The sequence below is a fragment of the Pseudomonas sp. SGAir0191 genome (genome assembly GCF_002812565.2).
GTDB classification, from domain to species: domain Bacteria; phylum Pseudomonadota; class Gammaproteobacteria; order Pseudomonadales; family Pseudomonadaceae; genus Aquipseudomonas; species Aquipseudomonas parafulva_B.
In genome coordinates this window covers 3,203,641-3,222,384 of sequence record NZ_CP025035.2, presented here as the reverse complement: position 1 = coordinate 3,222,384, position 18,744 = coordinate 3,203,641, and the positions used below count along the sequence as shown (strand labels likewise).

Here is an 18,744-nt window from a genome sequence, read left to right as displayed (position 1 = left end):
CCGGCCTTGGCGCCGGGTAGGTGACCCGTATAATGCGCCGGTCGCCATTTATTTTAGGTGTTAACGGATTGGATATGACTGATCAGCAACCTGTTGCAGTTCTGGGCGGCGGCAGCTTCGGCACGGCCGTGGCAAACCTGCTGGCACAGAACGGTGTGCCAGTGCGCCAATGGATGCGCGACCCGGCACAGGCCCAGGCGATGCGCGAGCATCGCGAGAACCCGCGCTACCTCAAGGGCATTGGGCTGCACGAAGGGGTAGAGCCGGTCAATGACCTGCTGGCCACGCTTCAGGCGTGCGACCTGATTTTCGTGGCCTTGCCCTCCAGTGCCTTGCGCAGCGTATTGGCGCCACATGCCGACCTGCTGCGTGGCAAAGGACTGGTCAGCCTCACCAAAGGGATCGAGGCCCAGACGTTCAAGCTGATGAGTCAGATCGTCGAGGAGATCGCCCCGCAGGCGCGCATAGGTGTGCTCTCCGGGCCTAACCTTGCCCGGGAAATTGCCGAGCACGCCCTGACTGCCACTGTGGTGGCCAGCGAAGACGAGCGCCTGTGCCAACAGGTGCAGGCTGTGCTGCATGGCAGGACCTTCCGCGTGTATGCCAGCAGCGACCGTTTTGGCGTGGAACTCGGTGGCGCCCTGAAGAACGTCTACGCCATCATCGCTGGCATGGCCGTGGCGCTTGGCATGGGCGAGAACACCAAGAGCATGTTGATTACCCGCGCACTGGCCGAGATGACCCGCTTTGCGGTCAGCCAGGGCGCCAACCCCATGACCTTCCTGGGCCTGGCCGGCGTGGGCGACCTGATCGTCACCTGCTCCTCACCCAAGAGTCGTAACTACCAGGTGGGCTACGCGCTCGGCCAGGGGCTGAGCCTGGATGAGGCGGTGAGTCGGCTGGGGGAAGTGGCAGAGGGCGTCAACACCCTCAAGGTACTCAAGGCCAAGGCCCAGCAGGCGCAGGTGTACATGCCCCTGGTCGCCGGCCTGCATGCCATCCTGTTCGAAGGCCGCACGTTGAATCAGGTGATCGAGCACCTGATGAGCGCCGAGCCGAAGACCGATGTCGATTTCATTTCCACCAGCGGCTTCAACTGAACCCTGATAACCCTGGCAAACGGCAAGGAGCGACACATGAACGATACCCCTGAACATGCCCAGCGCGAGTCCCTGATCCTGCGCGTGGTCTGGATGCTGGTTTTCCTGGTGGTCTGGCAATTGGCCGAGTTGCTGCTGGCCGGCCTGGTAGTAGTCCAGTTGATCTATCGACTGATCTACGGTGCGCCCAGCGCCAGCGTGATGGACGTTGGCGATAGCCTGAGCCAGTACCTGGCTCAGATCGGACGTTTCGGCACCTTCCATACCGATCAGAAGCCCTGGCCGTTTGCCGATTGGCCAGCACCACGCCCGGCGGACGGCGAGGCGCCCCATATGGCGCGCGCGCCTGCGCCTGCTGAACCTGACCGAGAGCCCAAGCTGTGAACCTGTGGGTGTTGCGCCACGGTGAAGCCGAGCCGCGAGCCACCCGCGATGCCGAGCGGCGCTTGACCGCGCACGGTCGCGAGCAGGTTCTGCACAGCGCCGCACACCTGGCAGGCAAGCCACTGCAGGCGATCATTGCCAGCCCTTATGTTCGGGCGCAGCAGACCGCTGCGTTGGTCCATGAGGCGCTGGGGTTTAGCGAGCCGGTACGCACGGTGCCGTGGCTGGCCCCCGAGAGTGATGTGCAACACGCGATCGGCCAGATCGAACGCCTTGGTCTGGATCACGTGCTGTTGGTCAGCCACCAACCGTTGGTCGGCCACCTGGTCGGGCTGCTCGAACACGGTCACCTGCAACGGCCGGCAGCCATGGGCACGGCTAGCCTGGCGGAACTTGAGGGGGATTGGCCCCTGGCGGGATTGATGACGCTGCGCGCCTTGCACATGTCCTGCTGATTGCCCGGTGGCTTCGTCATACAGGTTTGCAATGGAGGCAACTGGCATTTTTGTCAGTTGTTTCAATCGATTGCGACTTGCTAGCTTAGTCACAAAGAGCATGCATAAGGTTGGGTCGATGACGGGCGAAATGTGGAAATTGTTGTGCTCGCTGAACCTGCAAACCACCACGGAGAAGGTCGAGCAAGGCATCGCCCTGGACCACGCCCAGCACAGCTTGCTGCGGGAGGTCGCCGACGCCAAGTTCTATCACCTGATGCGCAAGATCGAGGCGAACACGGCGCTTGAGGAAGGTCGACGCCAGCAGGCCGAGCAGGAACTGCTTGCCTTGCAGCTAGCCTGCACCCGCGTTGCCCACCTGATACAAACCAGCTGCCTGGCGCTGCGCAGATTGGATCTGGACGCTGAAGACCAACGTCTGGCGCGCGAGGTGCTGGAAAGCCATCAAGCCTTCATCAAGGCGTGTCTGCGCCGCTCGCTGGGTAGCTTTGATCGATCGGCATGACCTGATCGCCCTTGCCGATGACCTTTCCGAACGTTGCCTGGGGCTTGGTGGACAACCACAATGGGCCACTCTCTGCGCCCGGAAGCCCACCATGCCGCAACCGATATTCTTTGCCCATGCCAATGGGTTTCCGTCGGCAACCTACGGTAAGTTGTTCGCCGCCCTGGCGCCGGACTACTCTGTGCAGAGCTTGCCCCAGCACGGCCATGATCCGCGTTTTCCGGTAGACGCCAACTGGCAGAGCCTGGTGGACGAGCTGTTGTACCACCTTGAGCAGCAGCCAGGCCCCGTCTGGGGCGTGGGACATTCGCTAGGGGGTGTTCTGCATTTGCATGCCGCCCTGCGGCGACCTGAGCTTTACCGGGGCGTGATCATGCTCGACTCGCCCGTGCTGACCCGCGCAGACCAGTGGCTGCTGCGTGCTGCCAAGCACCTGGGCTTGATCGACCGCATTACCCCGGCCGGCCGGACGCTAGGTCGGCGCGCCGAATTCGAAGATCGGCGCAGTGCCCGCTCCTATTTCGCCAGCCGATCACTGTTCCGCCACTTCGACCCCGACTGCCTGGATGCCTACGTCGAACATGGCCTGCACGAGCATCAGCACGCGCTGTGCCTGCGCTTCGATCCTGCTACCGAAATCAGCATCTATCGCAACGTACCCCACCTGAGCCCTGCGCCTGTCCAGCAGTTGCACCTGCCGCTGGCCATGGTCCGTGGTCAGGCCAGTACCGTGGTGCGTCGTCATCATGCCTTGGCGGTACGGGGCATGCCGAAGGGGGAATACCACAGCGTTCCGGGTGGCCACATGTTCCCGCTTGAGCACCCGGAAGATACCGCCAGCCTGATCAAGGGCCTGTTCGATCGGTGGGGTCAGGCATGAACGTGCAGGTCGAAGACATACGCTTGAACCTTGGCCATATCGAGCTGGCCGGCCACGTGTTCGGCCCCGAGGACGGCCTGCCGGTGATCGCATTGCACGGCTGGCTGGACAACGCCAACAGCTTCGCGCGCCTGGCGCCCCGCCTTCGGAGCCTGCGCATCGTGGCCTTGGACATGGCCGGTCATGGCCATTCGCAACATCGTCCGCCGGGTGCCGGCTATGCGCTGGCCGACTACGCCTACGACATTGTGCGCGCAGCCGAGCAACTTGGCTGGGAGCGCTTCGCCCTGCTGGGGCATTCACTTGGCGCCATCATCAGCGTGCAACTGGCCGCCGCACTGCCCGAGCGTGTCAGCCACCTGGCGCTCATCGATGGCCTCATCCCGCCTACCGGCGAGGAGCAGGAGGCTGCCGAGCGGCTGGGGATGGCGCTGCGCGCACAAATGCGCCTCGATACCAAGCGCAAGTCGGTGTACAGCACCCAGGACCAAGGGGTGGAGGCACGCATGAAGGGCATGGTCGCGGTGAGCCGCGAAGCGGCCGAGCTGCTGGCCCAGCGTGGGCTGATGCCCGTGGCCGGTGGCTACAGCTGGCGCAGCGACAGTCGCCTGACCTTGCCCTCGCCGGTGCGCCTGACGCAAGCCCAGGCGATGGCCTACGTGCGGCACGTCAAGTGCCCCGGCTGCCTGGTGGTGGCAGCGCAGGGTATGCTGGCGCGTCGCGAGGGGTTGCTTGAGCAGCTACCCTTTGAACAGGTGACCTTGCCCGGTGGCCATCACCTGCACCTGAACGATGAGCAGGGCGCAACGCTTGTAGCAGACTGTTTCAATCGCTTCTTTGGCTTTGCTTGACTTGCACCGGACAAGTGTCGAGGCTTGGCGGGTTGATCAGGGAGACAACCATGCAATTGCCAGACATGTACATGCTTCACCTTGACGCCGAGCGCCGCGTGGGCCGCCTATGAATGCGCCTGCCGCCTTGCGTTGCCTGTTGGCCGTCAGCGCGCTGCTCGCCAGCACCACGCTCTGGGCCGGCAGCCTGCCAGTGCCAGTGGACGCCAAGGTTGTCGATCAGCGCCCGGCTGTGGAGCAGGAGCGCGTCTATCCATTGGGGCCACTGCGCAAGATCAGCGGCCGCCTGCGAGTGGAGGATAAAGTAGAGAGCCGTGGCCAGGTCAGTTCCACCACCTATGAGCTGCCGGTTGAGCGCTCTGCGCGGGAGGCTTTCACGCGCGCGCGCGAGGCCTTGCAGCAAGACGGCGGGTACCCGTTGTTCTGGTGCCAGGGCCGCGACTGTGGCGAGGCTAGCCTGTGGGCCAACGATGTCTTTGCCAATGCTCGGCTCAATGGTGGCGATGAGCGCCAGGCGTTCATCCTGCTGCGCCGCTCTGCCGAGCAGGCCGATACGTTGGTCGCACTCTACAGCGTGACCCGTGGTAATCGCCGGGCCTACCTGCATGTGGAGGAGTTCGTCGCCGCCAGCCCGTTGGGTGAACTGCTGCCTACTGCTGCAACCGTGCTGCGTGAAATGCGTGACACCGGCAAGCTCGATTATCCTGATCTGAGCGAGCCGCAGCCGGCCTGGGCAACCCTGCTTGCACGCAGCCTCAACCTGGACAGCACCTTGCGCGCCACCCTGAGCGGTGCCCAGGCCGAGGCCTGGCGTGAAGCGCTGATAAAGGCCGGTGTACGCAGCGCTCGCCTGGAACTCGGCGATTCGCCCACCGATGGCCTGCACCTCGAACTGATCCGTTGACGGGCAAGACCATGGTTGACAATGATCGCCTGCTGATCCAGATCCTTTTGCTGGCATTGCTAGGCGCCGGCCTGTGGGTCATGGCCCCCTTCATTTCGGCGCTGCTGTGGGGCGCCATCCTCGCATTCGCCAGCTGGCCCTTGATGCGGTTCCTGACCCGCGTGCTGGGTGGGCGCGAAACCCTTGCCGCCGGATTGTTGACCAGCGCCTGGATCCTCATCGTGGCGCTGCCCTTGGTCTGGCTGGGCTTCAACCTGGCCGACCACATTCGTGATGCGACCTTGTTCGTGCGTGATGTGCAGGTCGATGGCCTGCCGGATGCGCCTGTGTGGCTGGTCGACATCCCGTTGGTAGGCGAACGCATGGCCAGCTGGTGGTCGTCGCTGGACCAGCAGGGCGCCGCGCTGCTGGCATCGGTCAAACCCTACTTGGGGCAGGTGGGCAACTGGCTCCTGGCCCGCAGCGCGCAGATCGGCAGTGGCGTGCTGGAACTCACCCTGAGCCTGGTCTTCGTGTTCTTCTTCTACCGCGACGGGCCGCGGCTCTCGGCGTTCGTGCTTCGGCTGCTGCACCGGCTGACCGGCGAGCGCGCCGAGTATTACCTGAACCTGGTGGCCGGCACGGTCCAACGGGTGGTCAATGGCGTGATCGGTACGGCGGCGGCGCAAGCCCTGCTCGCGTTGATCGGCTTTCTCATCGCAGGCGTGCCGGGTGCCATCGTGCTTGGTTTGATCACCTTCATGCTCAGCCTGATCCCCATGGGCCCGCCGCTGGCCTGGCTGCCGGTGACCGGCTGGCTGATCTGGAAGGGTGAGTACGGCATGGCGATCTTCATGGGTATCTGGGGCACCTTCGTGATCAGTGGCGTGGACAACGTGCTCAAGCCCTACCTGATCAGCCGTGGCGGCGACTTACCGCTGGTGATCGTGTTGCTCGGCGTGTTCGGCGGCCTGATTGCCTTCGGCTTCATCGGCCTGTTCATCGGCCCGACGTTATTGGCCATCGGCTACAGCCTGCTGCTGGACTGGAGCCGCAACGTGCAGCCTACCCCGACTGCCTAGGCCTGCCGCCTGGTCGAGCATGTTTCTTTACGTGTTCTTTATGCCAGGCCTGCCCCCACGATCTCGAGCCTTTACGCTGGCCTGACCGAAAATCCCCATAAAGCGGCCGCAGCCGCATCAACGGGGATTGATTCATGAACTTGCTCGAAGGGTTGTCACTGCTGATCGCGGTGGCCATGGCGATGTACCTGCTGACGGCGCTACTACGCGCCGATCGCAGCTAAGGGGACGCCAATGCACGCCTACGATATCGCCTTGCTGATGGCCTTCTTCGCCATTGTCCTGCTACCGGCCCCTTGGCTGGGAAGGTTCTACTTCAATGTCATGGAAGGCCGGCGCACCTGGCTTACGCCATTACTGGGACCGATCGAAAATGCCTGTTATCGGGTGGCCGGGGTCTGCCCATCGCAGCAGCAGGGCTGGCGGCACTATGCCCTGGCGCTTCTGACCTTCAATTTGGTTGGGTTCCTACTGCTGTTCGGCGCGCTGTTGGCCCAAGGCCTTCTGCCATTGAATCCGCAGCGCTTACCCGGCCTTGAGTGGTCGCTGGCCTTCAACACCGCGGTCAGCTTCGTGACCAACACCAACTGGCAGGCCTACAGTGGCGAGGCCTCCATCAGCTACCTGAACCAGATGCTCGGCCTGACCGTGCAGAACTTCGTCAGTGCGGCCACGGGCCTGGCCGTGCTGGTAGCCTTGTGCCGTGGTATCGCCCGTCGCAGCAGTGCGGCCTTGGGCAATTTCTGGGTGGACATGACCCGGGCCACGCTTTATGGGCTGTTACCTCTGTCCCTGCTACTGGCGCTGCTGTTGGTGTGGCAGGGCGTGCCCCAGACCTTCAGCGACTATGCCCATGCCCTGACATTGCAAGGGGCCGAGCAGCTGATCCCGCTCGGCCCGGCAGCCAGCCAGATTGCGATCAAGCAACTGGGTACCAACGGCGGTGGCTTCTTCGGCGTCAACTCGGCGCATCCGTTTGAAAACCCGACAGCGTGGAGCAACCTGTTCGAGGTGTCGGCGATCATCCTGATTCCCGTGGCGCTGGTGTTCATGTTCGGCCATTACGTGAAAGACCTGCGCCAGAGCCGCGCCATTGTGGCCTGCATGCTTGCATTGTTTCTGGTCGGCGGCGCATCGGCTTTGTGGTCCGAACACCAGCCCAACCCGGCGCTGCACGTCAGCGAGGTGGAGCAGGCAGCCCCTCTGGAAGGCAAGGAAAGTCGCTTCGGTACCACGGGTTCGGTGTTGTGGACAGTCACTACCACGGCAGCCTCCAACGGTTCGGTCAATGCCATGCACGACAGCCTCAACCCACTGACCGGCATGGTGGCCATGGTCAACATGATGGTCGGCGAAGTCATCTTCGGCGGCGTCGGGGCAGGCCTGTACGGCATGTTGCTGTTCGTGCTGATCGCAGTGTTCCTGTGCGGGCTGATGATCGGCCGCACGCCGGAGTACCTGGGCAAGAAGCTTCAAGCCCGCGAGGTACAGCTGTTGGTGGCGACCTTGCTGGTGATGCCGGTCGGCGTGCTGGTACTGGCCGCCGTCGCTGCCAGCCTGCCAGGGCCGGCCGCAGCGGTGAGCAACCCTGGCGCCCATGGCTTCAGCCAGTTGCTTTATGCCTATACCTCCGGGGCCGCCAATAACGGGTCGGCCTTCGCAGGCTTTGGCGCCAACACGGTGTTTCACAACCTCATGATCGGTCTGGCGATGCTGATCGGCCGTTTCGGTTACATCCTGCCTGTCCTGGCGCTGGCTGGGAGCCTGGCAGCCAAGCCACAGGCACCTCAAGGCCCCAACAGCTTTCCCACCCATGGGCCACTGTTCACCCTCCTGCTGCTGCTGACCATCCTGCTGGTAGGCGGGCTGACCTTCCTGCCGACCTTGGCCTTGGGGCCGATTGCCGACCATTTGAGCCAGGCCTATTGAGAGATGACCATGAACATGCCCATTCCAGAGATCAAGGCCCAACCAGACGCAGCAGCCCAGACGCGGCTGGCCGCGCTGTGGCGGCCGGCGTTGCTGCAGGCGTTGCTCAAGCTCGATCCACGTCAGCTCAAACGCTCACCGGTCATGCTGGTGGTGGCCATTACGGCCTTACTGACCACCGTGTTGTGCCTGGCCCCGGCCAATGGCGTCACCCCAGGCGTTGCGGTGCAGATCGCAGCCTGGCTGTGGTTCACCGTGCTGTTCGCCAACTTCGCCGAGGCCCTGGCCGAAGGCCGGGGTAAAGCCCGGGCCGACAGCCTCAAAGCCGGCAGCCAGGGGCTCTCGGCCAGGCGTCGCAATCCGGATGGCAGCTTCGACAACGTGCCGGCCGTATCCCTGCGCAAGGGTGATGTAGTCCGGGTGGAGGCTGGCGAGATGATCCCCGCCGACGCCGAGGTGATAGAAGGTATCGCTGCCGTCAACGAGGCAGCCATCACCGGGGAATCTGCGCCCGTCATTCGGGAGTCAGGTGGCGATCGTTCGGCGGTGACCGGCAATACCCGTCTGGTGTCGGACTGGCTGCTGATCCGCATCGCCAGCAACCCCGGTGACTCCACCCTGGACCGTATGATCGCCCTGGTCGAGGGCGCGCGCCGGCAGAAAACGCCCAACGAGATCGCCCTGGACATGCTGTTGATCGGCCTGACCTTGGTGTTTCTGATCGTGGTGGTGACCTTGCAACCCTTTGCTCACTTCGCTGGGGGCAGCTTGCCGCTGATTTTTCTGGCCGCGTTGCTCGTCACACTCATTCCCACCACCATCGGCGGCTTGCTCTCTGCCATCGGCATCGCCGGCATGGACCGCCTTGTGCGCCTCAACGTCATCGCACGTTCAGGGCGCGCCGTGGAAGCCGCAGGCGACGTGCACACCTTGATGCTGGACAAGACCGGTACCATCACCTTCGGCAACCGCCGCTGCAGCGCACTGTACGCCGCGCCCGGTGTGACCGCCCGTGAGCTGGGGGAGGGGGCCTTGCTGGCTTCGCTGGCCGATGACACGGCAGAGGGCAAGTCGATCGTCGAGTACCTGCACCAGCTTCATGATTTCGTCGAACCGGCGGCCGGGCACTACCAACCGGTAGCCTTCACGGCCCAGACACGCCTCTCTGGTATCGACCTGGGGCCACGTCGTTATCGAAAAGGCGCCGTCGATGCGCTCCTTGACTTCGTCGAGATGCCGCGTGCGGACATGCCAACAGCCCTTGCCCGAGAGGTAGAGCGCATTGCCCAGTCAGGCGGTACGCCGTTGCTGGTGTGCCTCGACAAGCGTCTGCTGGGCGTGATTCACCTCAAGGATGTGGTCAAGCCTGGCATTCGCGAACGCTTTGCCGAACTGCGCAAGCTGGGTATCAGGACCGTCATGGTCACTGGCGACAACCCGCTCACGGCAGCCGCCATCGCGGCCGAAGCGGGCGTGGATGATGTGTTGGCAGAGGCAACACCGGAGAAAAAACTGGCGCGCATTCGCCAGGAGCAGCAAGACGGCCGTCTGGTGGCCATGTGCGGCGATGGTGCCAACGACGCGCCAGCTCTGGCCCAGGCGGATGTGGGTATGGCCATGAACGATGGCACCCAGGCTGCACGGGAGGCGGCCAACATGGTCGATCTGGACAGCGACCCGACCAAACTGTTGGACGTGGTGCAGGTTGGCAAGGCGCTGCTCATCACCCGTGGGGCGTTGACGACCTTTTCCATCGCCAACGACGTGGCCAAGTACTTCGCCATCCTGCCAGCGTTGTTCGCGGTGATTTATCCGCAGCTGGGGGTGCTCAACGTCATGCAGCTGGCAAGCCCGCAGAGCGCGATCCTGTCGGCCATCGTGTTCAACGCACTGATTATCGTCGTGCTCATTCCGTTGGCCTTGCGTGGGGTGCAGGTACAGGCTGCCAGTGCTGCGCAGCTGCTCAGGCGCAACCTGCTGATCTACGGGCTGGGCGGCATCATCGTACCGTTCGCCGGCATCAAGGTCATCGACCTGTTGCTCAACGCCTTGCACCTGGTCTGAGGAGGCCATCATGACTGCATACCTACGCCCGGCTCTGAGCCTGGTTCTGTCGATGACCTTCCTGACAGGTGCGCTGTACCCCCTGGCAGTCACCGGTATTGCCCAGGTGGCGTTCCCCTACCAAGCCAATGGTAGCCTGGTGCAAGACGAGCAGGGTCGCGTGCGCGGCTCTGCCTTGATCGCCCAGCGCTTCGAGGGTGACGGTTGGTTTCATTCCCGTCCCTCGGCAGGTGATTTCGCGACCGTGGCCAGCAGCGCCAGCAACCTTGCCCCTGGCAACCCAGCCTTGATGCAGCGTGTTCAGGCACAGGCAGCCGCGCTGCACCAGCCAGAGCAGGGGCCGGTCCCACTGGCGCTGGTCACAACATCGGGCAGTGGGCTGGACCCACACCTGCCGCCGCTGGCCGTGGCCTATCAGTTGCCACGGGTAGCCGCCGCCCGACATCTACCCATCGAACGCTTGCAGCGTCTGCTCGAAGCCGCCACGCTGCGCCCATTGGTGGGCCCTGCGGTGGTCAACGTCCTGGCCCTGAACCAGGCGCTGGAAAGGATGAGCCGTTCGGGCCAGGGCCTGTGACCCTTGCTGTGAAGGAAACCCCATGAGTGATTCCGACCGCGCCGATGCGCTGCTGGCAGATTTCCCAAAGCCGGGGCGAGGGCGGCTGAAGGTTTTTCTTGGCGCCGCGCCCGGTGTCGGCAAGACCTTCGCCATGCTCACCCACGCCCATGCCCAGCAGCGCATGGGCCGCCAAGTGCTGGTAGGCGTGGTCGAAACCCACGGGCGTGCCGAAACCGAAGCCCTGTTGGCGGGCCTGCCCCAGCAACCGCTGTTGCGCACCCGTTACCGGGGCGTGACCCTGCACGAAATGGACCTGGATGGGGTGCTCAGTACCCCGGGCAGCCTTGTGCTGGTGGACGAACTGGCTCACAGCAACGCGCCGGGCAGCCGCCACGCCAAGCGCTGGCAGGATGTGCAGGAACTGCTAGCCGCTGGTATCGACGTCTACACCACAGTCAATGTCCAGCATCTGGAGAGCCTCAACGACAAAGTGCGCGACATCACCGGTGTTTTGGTGCGTGAAACGGTGCCGGACTGGGTGGTGCACGAAGCGTTCGACCTGTTGCTGGTGGACCTGCCGCCACGCGACCTGCTCGAACGGCTGCGCGAAGGCAAGGTGTACGTGCCTGAGCAAGCGAGGGCGGCCATCGACGCATTCTTTTCCCAGCGCAACCTCAGCGCGCTGCGGGAACTGGCCATGCAGGCCGCTGCCGCCCAGGTCGATACCGACGCCGCCCAGGGCTATCGCCAGGGCGGCACTGCAGCGCCAGCGCTGCGCGGGCGCTTGCTGGTCGGGGTAGATGGCGACGACCAGGCCGAGCGCCTGGTGCGTCATGCCAGCCGCGTGGCGCAGCGTCGGCACTTGCCCTGGAGCCTGGTCCACGTGGACAACGGGCGCCTGCACGACGAGAACGGGCGCCAGCGAATACAAGCCGCCCAGCAACTGGCCGAGCGCCTGGGTGGGGAGGTGGTCGTGCTGCGCGCTGCGGAGGTGGCTCGTACGCTGATCGAGCATGCCCGAGAGCGGCGTGCCAGCCTGGTACTGGTAGGGCAGTCCCGTGACCGGTGGCGCCGCCGACTGTTCGGCGCAGGTGTCGCTGCACGGCTGCTGCGGGGTTGTCATGGTCTGGAGGTCAATGTGCTCGATCGCGACGTCCAGCGCTCGGCACCCAAGCCCGCAGCCCGGTATGTGTGGGCATGGCGACATTACCTGTTGGCGCTGGCCGCGACCGTCCTGGCGGCGGGCCTGGCCTGGGCGGTGACCAGCGTGCTGGCGTTGCCCAACATTTCCCTGGTGTTTCTAGCAGCGGTGCTGCTGGTGGCAGTGCGCACCAGCCTTGGGCCCGCCCTGGCTTGTGCGATGCTGTCCTTCCTGGCGTACGATTATCTGTTCATTGCGCCCAACTTTTCCCTGAGTATCCAGCGCGAAGAGGACGTGCTGACCCTGGTGTTTTTCCTGCTGATGGCCGCGCTCACGGGTAACCTTGCCGCGCGCCAGCGCAGTCAGTTGCAGGCCCTGCGTGAAACCCAGGCGCAAACCATCCAGTTGCTGGACCTGTCTCGCCGCCTGACCGGAGCCACGGACCGTCAGGCGGTGCTGGAGGCTGCGCACCAGCACCTCGATGGCCGGCTTGGCTTGCAGGTCTGCATCCTGCAGCGCGACGAGCATGGCCAACTGCACGTAGCCAGCGGCGACCCCACTTCTTTTACCGATAACGAGCGCGCAGCGGCGCAGTGGGCCTGGCAGCACGACCAGGCGGCCGGATTTGGCAGCGATACACTGCCCGAAGGGCGTTGGTGGTGGTGGCCCTTGACCGTGGACAGCCAGCCTTTGGCCTTGATGGGCGTGGCTCAGTGCGCAGGCCAGGCGCTCAGTGGCCCCGAGCGGCGATTGCTGCGTGGCTTGGCGCAGCCAGTGGCCCAGGCCCTGGCCCGGGCACAGCTGTCCGAGCAGTTAGAGGCGGCGCGTCTGCACGGCGAGACCGAACAGCTGCGCAGTGCATTGCTGGCCTCCGTATCCCACGACTTGCGCACGCCGCTCACGTCCATGCGCGGCAGCATCGACAGCTTGCTGGCGTTGGGCGAGGCCATTGCCGAATCGGACCGACGTGAGCTGCTTGAAGGCACCCGCGACGAAGCCGAGCGGTTGGACCGCTATATCCAGAACCTGCTGGACATGACCCGCTTGGGGCACGGCAGTCTCAAACTGGCCCGCGACTGGGTAGCGCCTGCCGACATCGTGGGCAGCGCGCTGCATCGACTGCGGGCCGTGCTGGCACCCCTGAACCTCGATACCCAGGTGCCGGCCAACTTGCCACTGCTGTTCGTGCATGCCGCGTTGATCGAACAGGCCCTGGTCAACGTGCTTGAGAACGCCGCACGGTTTTCGCCTGCTCAGGGGCGCCTGCGTGTTGAGGTGACGGTGCACGACCAGCAGCTGCATATCGCCGTCAGCGATGAAGGCCCAGGCATCGCCCTGGCGGACCGGGACAAGGTCTTCGACATGTTCTACACCGCTGCACGCGGTGATCGCGGTGGCCAGGGCACGGGCCTGGGCTTGGCGATCTGCCAGGGCATGGTCGGGGCCCATGGCGGTCAGGTCAGGGTTGGCGAGGGCATCGATGGTGTTGGCACCTGCATGACCTTATGCTTGCCGCTGCCTACCCAACCGGACACCGGAAGCGACGTGCCATGAGCCAGACCGCCACCTTGCTGGTCATCGATGACGAGCCTCAGATCCGCAAATTCCTGCGCATCAGCCTGGCTTCCCAGGGCTATAAAATCCTTGAAGCGGAGAACGGCACCCAGGGGCTGGCGCAGGCTGCCTTGGGTAAGCCTGACCTGGTGGTCCTCGACCTTGGCCTGCCGGACATGGACGGGCAGCAGGTGCTGCGCGAACTGCGCCAGTGGAGCACGGTGCCGGTGATGGTCTTGTCAGTACGCGCCAGCGAAGTACAGAAGGTCGACGCCCTGGACGCCGGCGCCAATGACTATGTGACCAAGCCGTTTGGCATTCAGGAGTTTCTTGCACGCGTTCGTGCCCTGCTCAGGCAGGTGCCGCAGATGGGCAGCGCACCGGCCCGCATCAGCATCGGACCGCTGACCGTCGATCTTGCCTTGCGACGCGTGACCCTGGAAGACGCCGATGTGACCTTGACCCGCAAGGAATATGCACTGTTGGCGCAACTCGCGAGCCATCCCGGGCGCGTTATCACTCAGCAGCAACTGCTCAAGGACATCTGGGGGCCAACCCATGTGGGTGACACGCATTACTTGCGCATCGTGGTCGGGCACCTGCGGCAGAAGCTTGGCGACGACCCGATGGCGCCGCGCTTCATCGCCACCGAGGCAGGGGTAGGGTACCGATTGCTCGCGCCGGTGCAGTGAGCGGCCTGGCTCAGGCCCTGGGCGGGTCCTTTTCGAATAGCTTGCGGACACTGTCCAGGTAGTGCCTTGCGCCGAGGCCCAAGGGTCGAGGCTTGATCCAGATGATGTCCACCCACAGGCGCAGGCGACTGGCCATATTGTCAAAGCGCACCTCAGCCAGCGCGCCCGAGGCGATGAGCGGCTCGACCAGGGGCTGCGGCAGATAGGCCCAGCCAAGGCCTGAGTGCACCAGGTCCAGTGTGGCCAGGTAGCTATCGGTCAGCCAGATGCGCCGGGACAGCACCATGCGCGGGTCGGAGCCGGTGGGGTTGCCGGAGGCGACGATGATCTGCCGCTGTTCGGCGAAGGTTTCTTCGGGCAGGGGCAAGGCGCCCTGCATGCCGGCGGGGTGACGGGGGGAGGCGACTGCCACCAGTAGCTGACTGCCGGCTTCGAGAAACGACTCACGCTCATCGATACCTGGGCGTTCGAAGACCAGTGCCAGTTGCACGGTGCCGTCATGCAGCAAGCGGATGGCCTCGCGCTGGCTGGCCGAGCGCACCTCCACTTCCAGGCCAGGAAAGGCCTGCGCCAAGGCGTGTAGTGGTTGGCTCCAGGGCCCTGTTTGCAGTTCGGGTGCCATGGCGATGGTCAGGCGTTTTTCCAACCCTTGATGCAGTTGCAGGGCCTGAGCATCGAGCAGGTTCAGCTGGCAGATCACCTGCCTGGCCTGCGACTCCAGCGCCAGCGCTGCGCTGGTGGGTAAGGCTTTGCGGGTGGTACGGTCGAACAGCGGCAGGTCCAGTTCTGCCTCCAGTTGCGCGATGGCCATGCTGATGGCGGATGGCACCCGGCCTAGCTTGCGCGCTGCGGCGGAAAAAGACCCGGCCTCCAGCACGGCCAGGAAGATCGTCAGGGAGTCACTGGTGAAGGCCATGCGGGTGCCTGCTGATGAGCCGATTGGGTGGGGCGAGGGTAATGCTGGGGCGGGGAGATTGCTACCGCCTACCGGGCCTTCAATGCCCATCTATTAGATTCGTCCTGGAAATGTAGCTACAGTTTAAGCCCAAGATGCCGTTGCCGTTGCCGTTGCCGTTGCCGTTGCCGTTGCCGTTGCCGTTGCCGTTGCCGTTGCTTTGGCTTTTGCTTCTAAGCGCGCGGTAGCTCAGGCGCCGCAGATCGCGACTTCAGGAGGCCGAGCGCAGGGCTTGCGGAGGGAGGTGACAGGCATGGATGCCTGTCAAGCGCTGGGCCCCAGGATGGGGCCTGCAGCGCGGTCCTCCCGGGAGCAAGCCCGGAGCGAGGGAACCCCGAAGCGCAGCGTAGGGGCCGGATGATAGGAGCAGGCGGTTTTTGCTTACTTTTTGACAAGACAAAAAGTAAGCCGCCGTAAGGGCGGAAAGGTGACTGTGCGCCACCCTCGCCAATGAATATCAACTTGCTGTATGCGCCCACGCTTTAAAGTTTAAAGTTTAAAGTTTAAAGTTTAAAGTTTGATTGCGTTGGCGTGGGTATTGAAAGAGAGCATAGTCCATTTGCGATGGCGACGCTTAGTCACCTTTTCGCCATTACGTGAACTGACCCCCGAATGTTGGACACCTATCTCACCGGAGGGTGTTCCATGACGAAATACAACCTGGCGCTCAAACAGGCACTCATCGAAGAGTGCCTTTCTGCTCCTAGCATTCATGAAGTGGCGCTAAAGCATGACCTCAGTCCATCGATGCTACGTCGGTGGGTAAAGGGCTATGAAAAACACGGCGCAGCCGGTTTAAGTGCCAAGTACAGCCGCTACGATGCCCAGTTCAAATTGAAGGTTTTGCAGTGCATTGAGCAAGAAGGATTGTCTGCCCAGCAAGCCTGCATCCAGTTTGATATTCGTGGTCCAAGTAGCATCAGGCAGTGGAAAAGGTTGTATGATCAAGGCGGAGTTGAAGCACTTCATCCGCATCATACCCGAGAGTTGAGCATGCCCCGTAAGCCATCGAAAAAAACCAGCGCAAGTCCTCCTACCGCTTCGGATAGCGACCTGACACCCGAGCAAATGCTCGAAGAGCTGGAATATCTGCGTGCGGAGAATGCTTATCTAAAAAAGCTCGATGCCTTGATCCAAGCGGACCCTCGCACTGCGCAGGCGAGAAAACGAAGGCTGTCCAGGGATTGAGGCACGGGCATCGACTCGCTCTGCTGTTACGTGCTGCCGGGCTTGCACGTAGTACCTTTTATTACCAAAGCAAGGTGTTGTTGACTGACAAGCATGCAGCTTTGAAAGAGAGTATCAACAACGTCTATCACGAGCATAAAGGACGGTATGGCTATCGCCGGATCACTGAGACCCTCAAGCACAACGGTCGGATGATTAATCACAAGAAGGTGCAGCGACTGATGCAGCTGATGGGTCTCCAGTCGCTGGTCAGGGCGAAGAAATATCGCTCGTACCGAGGCTCAGAGGGACTGGTTGCGCCTGATCTGCTCAGGCGAGAATTCAAGGCAGGAGCCCCTAATCAGAAATGGGCAACCGACGTGACAGAGTTCAAAGTGAAGGGGCAGAAGCTGTTTCTTTCGCCGTTGATGGACCTGTATAACGGCGAAATCCTCGCTTATCAGATTAACCGGCGCCCGGAGTTCAAGATGGTCTCGGCAATGCTTGAGCAAGCCTTTGAGCGGCTGAATCCAGGTGATAAACCGATATTGCACTCCGATCAAGGATGGCAGTACAGGCAGCCCACTTACCGGCATATGCTGGCCGAGAAGAACATTGAGCAGAGTATGTCGCGTAAGGGCAACTGCCTAGACAACGCCGCAATGGAAAGCTTTTTCGGCACACTCAAGAGCGAATATTTTTACCTGGAGTCGTTTGAAAATGTCGAGCAGTTGGCTTCAGGACTTGATGATTACATCGCTTACTACAACCAAAAACGCATCAGCCTCAGACTTAATGGCCTGAGTCCGATACAATTTCGGACCCACGCGCTGGCCCCATAGCGCTCACTGTCCAACTTTTGGGGGTCAGTTCAACGGCGAGTCACTTTTTGTCAAACGCGACAAAAAGTAACCAAAAAACGCTGTGCTCCATTCATACGGCCCCTACGCTACGCTTCGGGGTTCCCTCACTCCGGTCTTGCTCCCGGGAGGACCGCGCTGTAGGCCCCATCCTGGGGCCCAGCGCTTGACAGGCATCCATGCCTGTCACCTCCCTCCGCAAGACCTGCGTTCGGCCTTCTGAAGTCGCGAAGATCAAAAGCAAGATCAAAAGCCAAAGCAAAATCAACAGCAACAGCCAAAGCAAAATCAACAGCAACAGCAACAGCAACAGCAACAGCAACAGCAAAAAGCTGACGATGTAAGGTCAGGAGTTAATACGTGGCGTGCGAGCAGAGTCAGGGTTCGCGTCGTTGCTTCATTACCGTGTGCTTGCCCAGACACTATAGTTGAGTGAGTTTCTGCCTGAAGCATTGCTGACTGAATCGGGGCGGGTTTTCCTTATTTCTATAGGCTAAGCGATAGCGCAGTTAAGATTATGACTTTGATAGTCAGAGGGATGTCCGTTTCTCCCGCTGGGCACGATTTTTTGCAGCACTGGTGTGCCTTAATATACCTCCATTATGGCATTCGTGCCTCCAGTTCGAATTTCACCTCATTCAAGTTACCTTCGACCTTGTAATAGGCCGTATTGTGGAATTCGTAGATCTTATTTAGGGTGCGTAGTTTTACGGATCGGCCCGTAATCTCGTGGACCGCACCCGTACTTCTCGTCACCAAAAAAGGGACTGAATCTTTGCTTCTTTGCAAGGCGGCTTCATGACTGGGCTGGACCTCCATCACGAAATACCTGTACACGTGAGGGACTGTAGCGCCCCCACCACTGTACCGAAGTTCGTAGATGGCGCCGTTCTCTCCGACACGGGACACGGAAATGATTTCATCGGGATCTGGCAAAGTACGGTTGGATGCATAAATGTAGATCATCTGGCCTAGGCAGAGCAGTGTTAATAACCAGAGGCAAATCCTAGTGTTCTTTGGACTTGGCATAATCAATACCTGCTTTAATCCATGCTTGATCTACTGGATCGTCACCGTATGGCGCCTCTGCCCACCAAGCGTCGAAATCCGCTTGCGATGTGCCTGAAACCAACTGTGCAGCCCCCGCAGCTCTTAAAAGGACGGCTTCGGATATCCCGCTTGCAGTACCTGTAGCACCATAATTGAAATTTCCAAAGCTTTCAAACTGCGGGCCCAGCTGCTTGTAATCCCACTCACCACGATTACGCACTATCTTATAAACCAGCTCAGTAGAAAAGCGGTACCACCATTCTTGAAGTGCTCTTTTTGAGCTTTGGATTCTTCGAGGTTCTGGTCAAAGGGATATACTTGGGGGTGGAGAAGGATACTGCTCCCGGCTCACCAACCTTAAAAAATAACCGGGGCGCACGCAAGGTGATGAGATAAAACGAAACATATTCCTACTGAGGCTTCTGTGTCTATTCTGTTGTAACAAGAAGAAACGGATACGCATGTAGTTGTGTAGAAGGTTTTCTTCAATGCAGTGTCATGGCTCCTAGTCAAGTATTTAGATGCTGTACAGCGCGTCCCACGATTTATTAGTGCAGGCGATAAATGCACCGTGACTTGGCTGGGTACACGTCACGATAGCGCGGTGCCCAATTCACACTATTGATGCCGCTA

17 protein-coding genes are annotated in these 18,744 nt (G+C 61.8%); 15 read left to right on the top strand and 2 right to left on the bottom strand.

Annotation, left to right across the window (positions count from 1 at the left end):
- The first annotated feature begins 74 nt into the window (after positions 1-74).
- The 14 genes from CWR53_RS14475 (at position 75) to CWR53_RS14410 (ending at position 14,079) form a co-directional block, all read left to right on the top strand.
- Positions 75-1,100, top strand: a complete 1,026-nt coding sequence (locus CWR53_RS14475) for an NAD(P)H-dependent glycerol-3-phosphate dehydrogenase (protein WP_058602677.1) — start codon at positions 75-77, stop codon at positions 1,098-1,100.
- Between the two features lie 36 nt (positions 1,101-1,136).
- Positions 1,137-1,484: a DUF4389 domain-containing protein gene (locus tag CWR53_RS14470; RefSeq protein WP_100851924.1), complete on the top strand. Its 348-nt coding sequence runs from the start codon at positions 1,137-1,139 to the stop codon at positions 1,482-1,484.
- Positions 1,481-1,939 (top strand): phosphohistidine phosphatase SixA, encoded by a 459-nt coding sequence (sixA, locus tag CWR53_RS14465; protein WP_058602679.1) that lies wholly within the window; start codon positions 1,481-1,483, stop codon positions 1,937-1,939. Before CWR53_RS14470 ends, sixA begins: the two co-directional genes overlap by 4 nt.
- Positions 1,940-2,069: 130 nt before the next feature.
- Positions 2,070-2,444, top strand: a complete 375-nt coding sequence (locus CWR53_RS14460; protein WP_058602691.1) for a hypothetical protein — start codon at positions 2,070-2,072, stop codon at positions 2,442-2,444.
- Between the two features lie 91 nt (positions 2,445-2,535).
- A complete protein-coding gene (locus CWR53_RS14455; RefSeq protein ID WP_058602680.1) occupies positions 2,536-3,324 on the top strand; it encodes an alpha/beta fold hydrolase in 789 nt (262 codons plus the stop codon).
- A complete protein-coding gene (locus CWR53_RS14450) occupies positions 3,321-4,175 on the top strand; it encodes an alpha/beta hydrolase (protein ID WP_100851923.1) in 855 nt (284 codons plus the stop codon). The genes CWR53_RS14455 and CWR53_RS14450 overlap by 4 nt, the downstream gene beginning before the upstream one ends.
- Before the next feature lie 109 nt (positions 4,176-4,284).
- A complete protein-coding gene (locus tag CWR53_RS14445; RefSeq protein WP_058602682.1) occupies positions 4,285-5,079 on the top strand; it encodes a DUF4892 domain-containing protein in 795 nt (264 codons plus the stop codon).
- An 11-nt stretch (positions 5,080-5,090) separates the two neighbouring features.
- Positions 5,091-6,140 carry an AI-2E family transporter gene (locus tag CWR53_RS14440; protein WP_058602692.1) on the top strand — a complete coding sequence of 350 codons (1,050 nt, stop codon included), beginning with the start codon at positions 5,091-5,093 and terminating at the stop codon, positions 6,138-6,140.
- Positions 6,141-6,274: 134 nt separating this feature from the next.
- Positions 6,275-6,364 (top strand): K(+)-transporting ATPase subunit F, encoded by a 90-nt coding sequence (gene kdpF, locus CWR53_RS14435; RefSeq protein ID WP_058602683.1) that lies wholly within the window; start codon positions 6,275-6,277, stop codon positions 6,362-6,364.
- A gap of 10 nt (positions 6,365-6,374) precedes the next feature.
- Positions 6,375-8,069, top strand: a complete 1,695-nt coding sequence (gene kdpA / locus CWR53_RS14430) for a potassium-transporting ATPase subunit KdpA (RefSeq protein WP_100851922.1) — start codon at positions 6,375-6,377, stop codon at positions 8,067-8,069.
- Between the two features lie 9 nt (positions 8,070-8,078).
- Positions 8,079-10,133, top strand: coding sequence for a potassium-transporting ATPase subunit KdpB (kdpB, locus tag CWR53_RS14425; protein WP_100851921.1), 2,055 nt, complete (start codon positions 8,079-8,081; stop codon positions 10,131-10,133).
- A gap of 10 nt (positions 10,134-10,143) precedes the next feature.
- Positions 10,144-10,710: a potassium-transporting ATPase subunit KdpC gene (gene kdpC, locus CWR53_RS14420; RefSeq protein WP_100851920.1), complete on the top strand. Its 567-nt coding sequence runs from the start codon at positions 10,144-10,146 to the stop codon at positions 10,708-10,710.
- A 22-nt stretch (positions 10,711-10,732) separates the two neighbouring features.
- Positions 10,733-13,387 (top strand): sensor histidine kinase KdpD, encoded by a 2,655-nt coding sequence (locus tag CWR53_RS14415; RefSeq protein ID WP_100851919.1) that lies wholly within the window; start codon positions 10,733-10,735, stop codon positions 13,385-13,387.
- On the top strand, positions 13,384-14,079 hold the full coding sequence (locus CWR53_RS14410; protein WP_100851918.1) for a response regulator: 696 nt from the start codon (positions 13,384-13,386) through the stop codon (positions 14,077-14,079). The genes CWR53_RS14415 and CWR53_RS14410 overlap by 4 nt, the downstream gene beginning before the upstream one ends.
- A gap of 10 nt (positions 14,080-14,089) precedes the next feature.
- Here CWR53_RS14410 and CWR53_RS14405 read toward each other — a convergent pair whose 3' ends face one another.
- Positions 14,090-14,995 (bottom strand): LysR family transcriptional regulator, encoded by a 906-nt coding sequence (locus CWR53_RS14405; RefSeq protein ID WP_100851917.1) that lies wholly within the window; start codon positions 14,993-14,995, stop codon positions 14,090-14,092.
- Between the two features lie 684 nt (positions 14,996-15,679).
- Here CWR53_RS14405 and CWR53_RS14400 point away from each other — a divergent pair.
- Positions 15,680-17,043 (top strand): IS3 family transposase gene (locus tag CWR53_RS14400; protein ID WP_100850704.1). Its coding sequence is split into 2 segments (ribosomal slippage): positions 15,680-16,145 and positions 16,145-17,043, totalling 1,365 coding nucleotides; the frame shifts between segments, so codons are not numbered across the junction.
- 1,024 nt (positions 17,044-18,067) lie between these two features.
- Here CWR53_RS14400 and CWR53_RS14390 read toward each other — a convergent pair.
- Positions 18,068-18,331, bottom strand: a complete 264-nt coding sequence (locus CWR53_RS14390; RefSeq protein WP_100851916.1) for a polymorphic toxin type 44 domain-containing protein — start codon at positions 18,329-18,331, stop codon at positions 18,068-18,070.
- Positions 18,332-18,744: the final 413 nt, after the last annotated feature.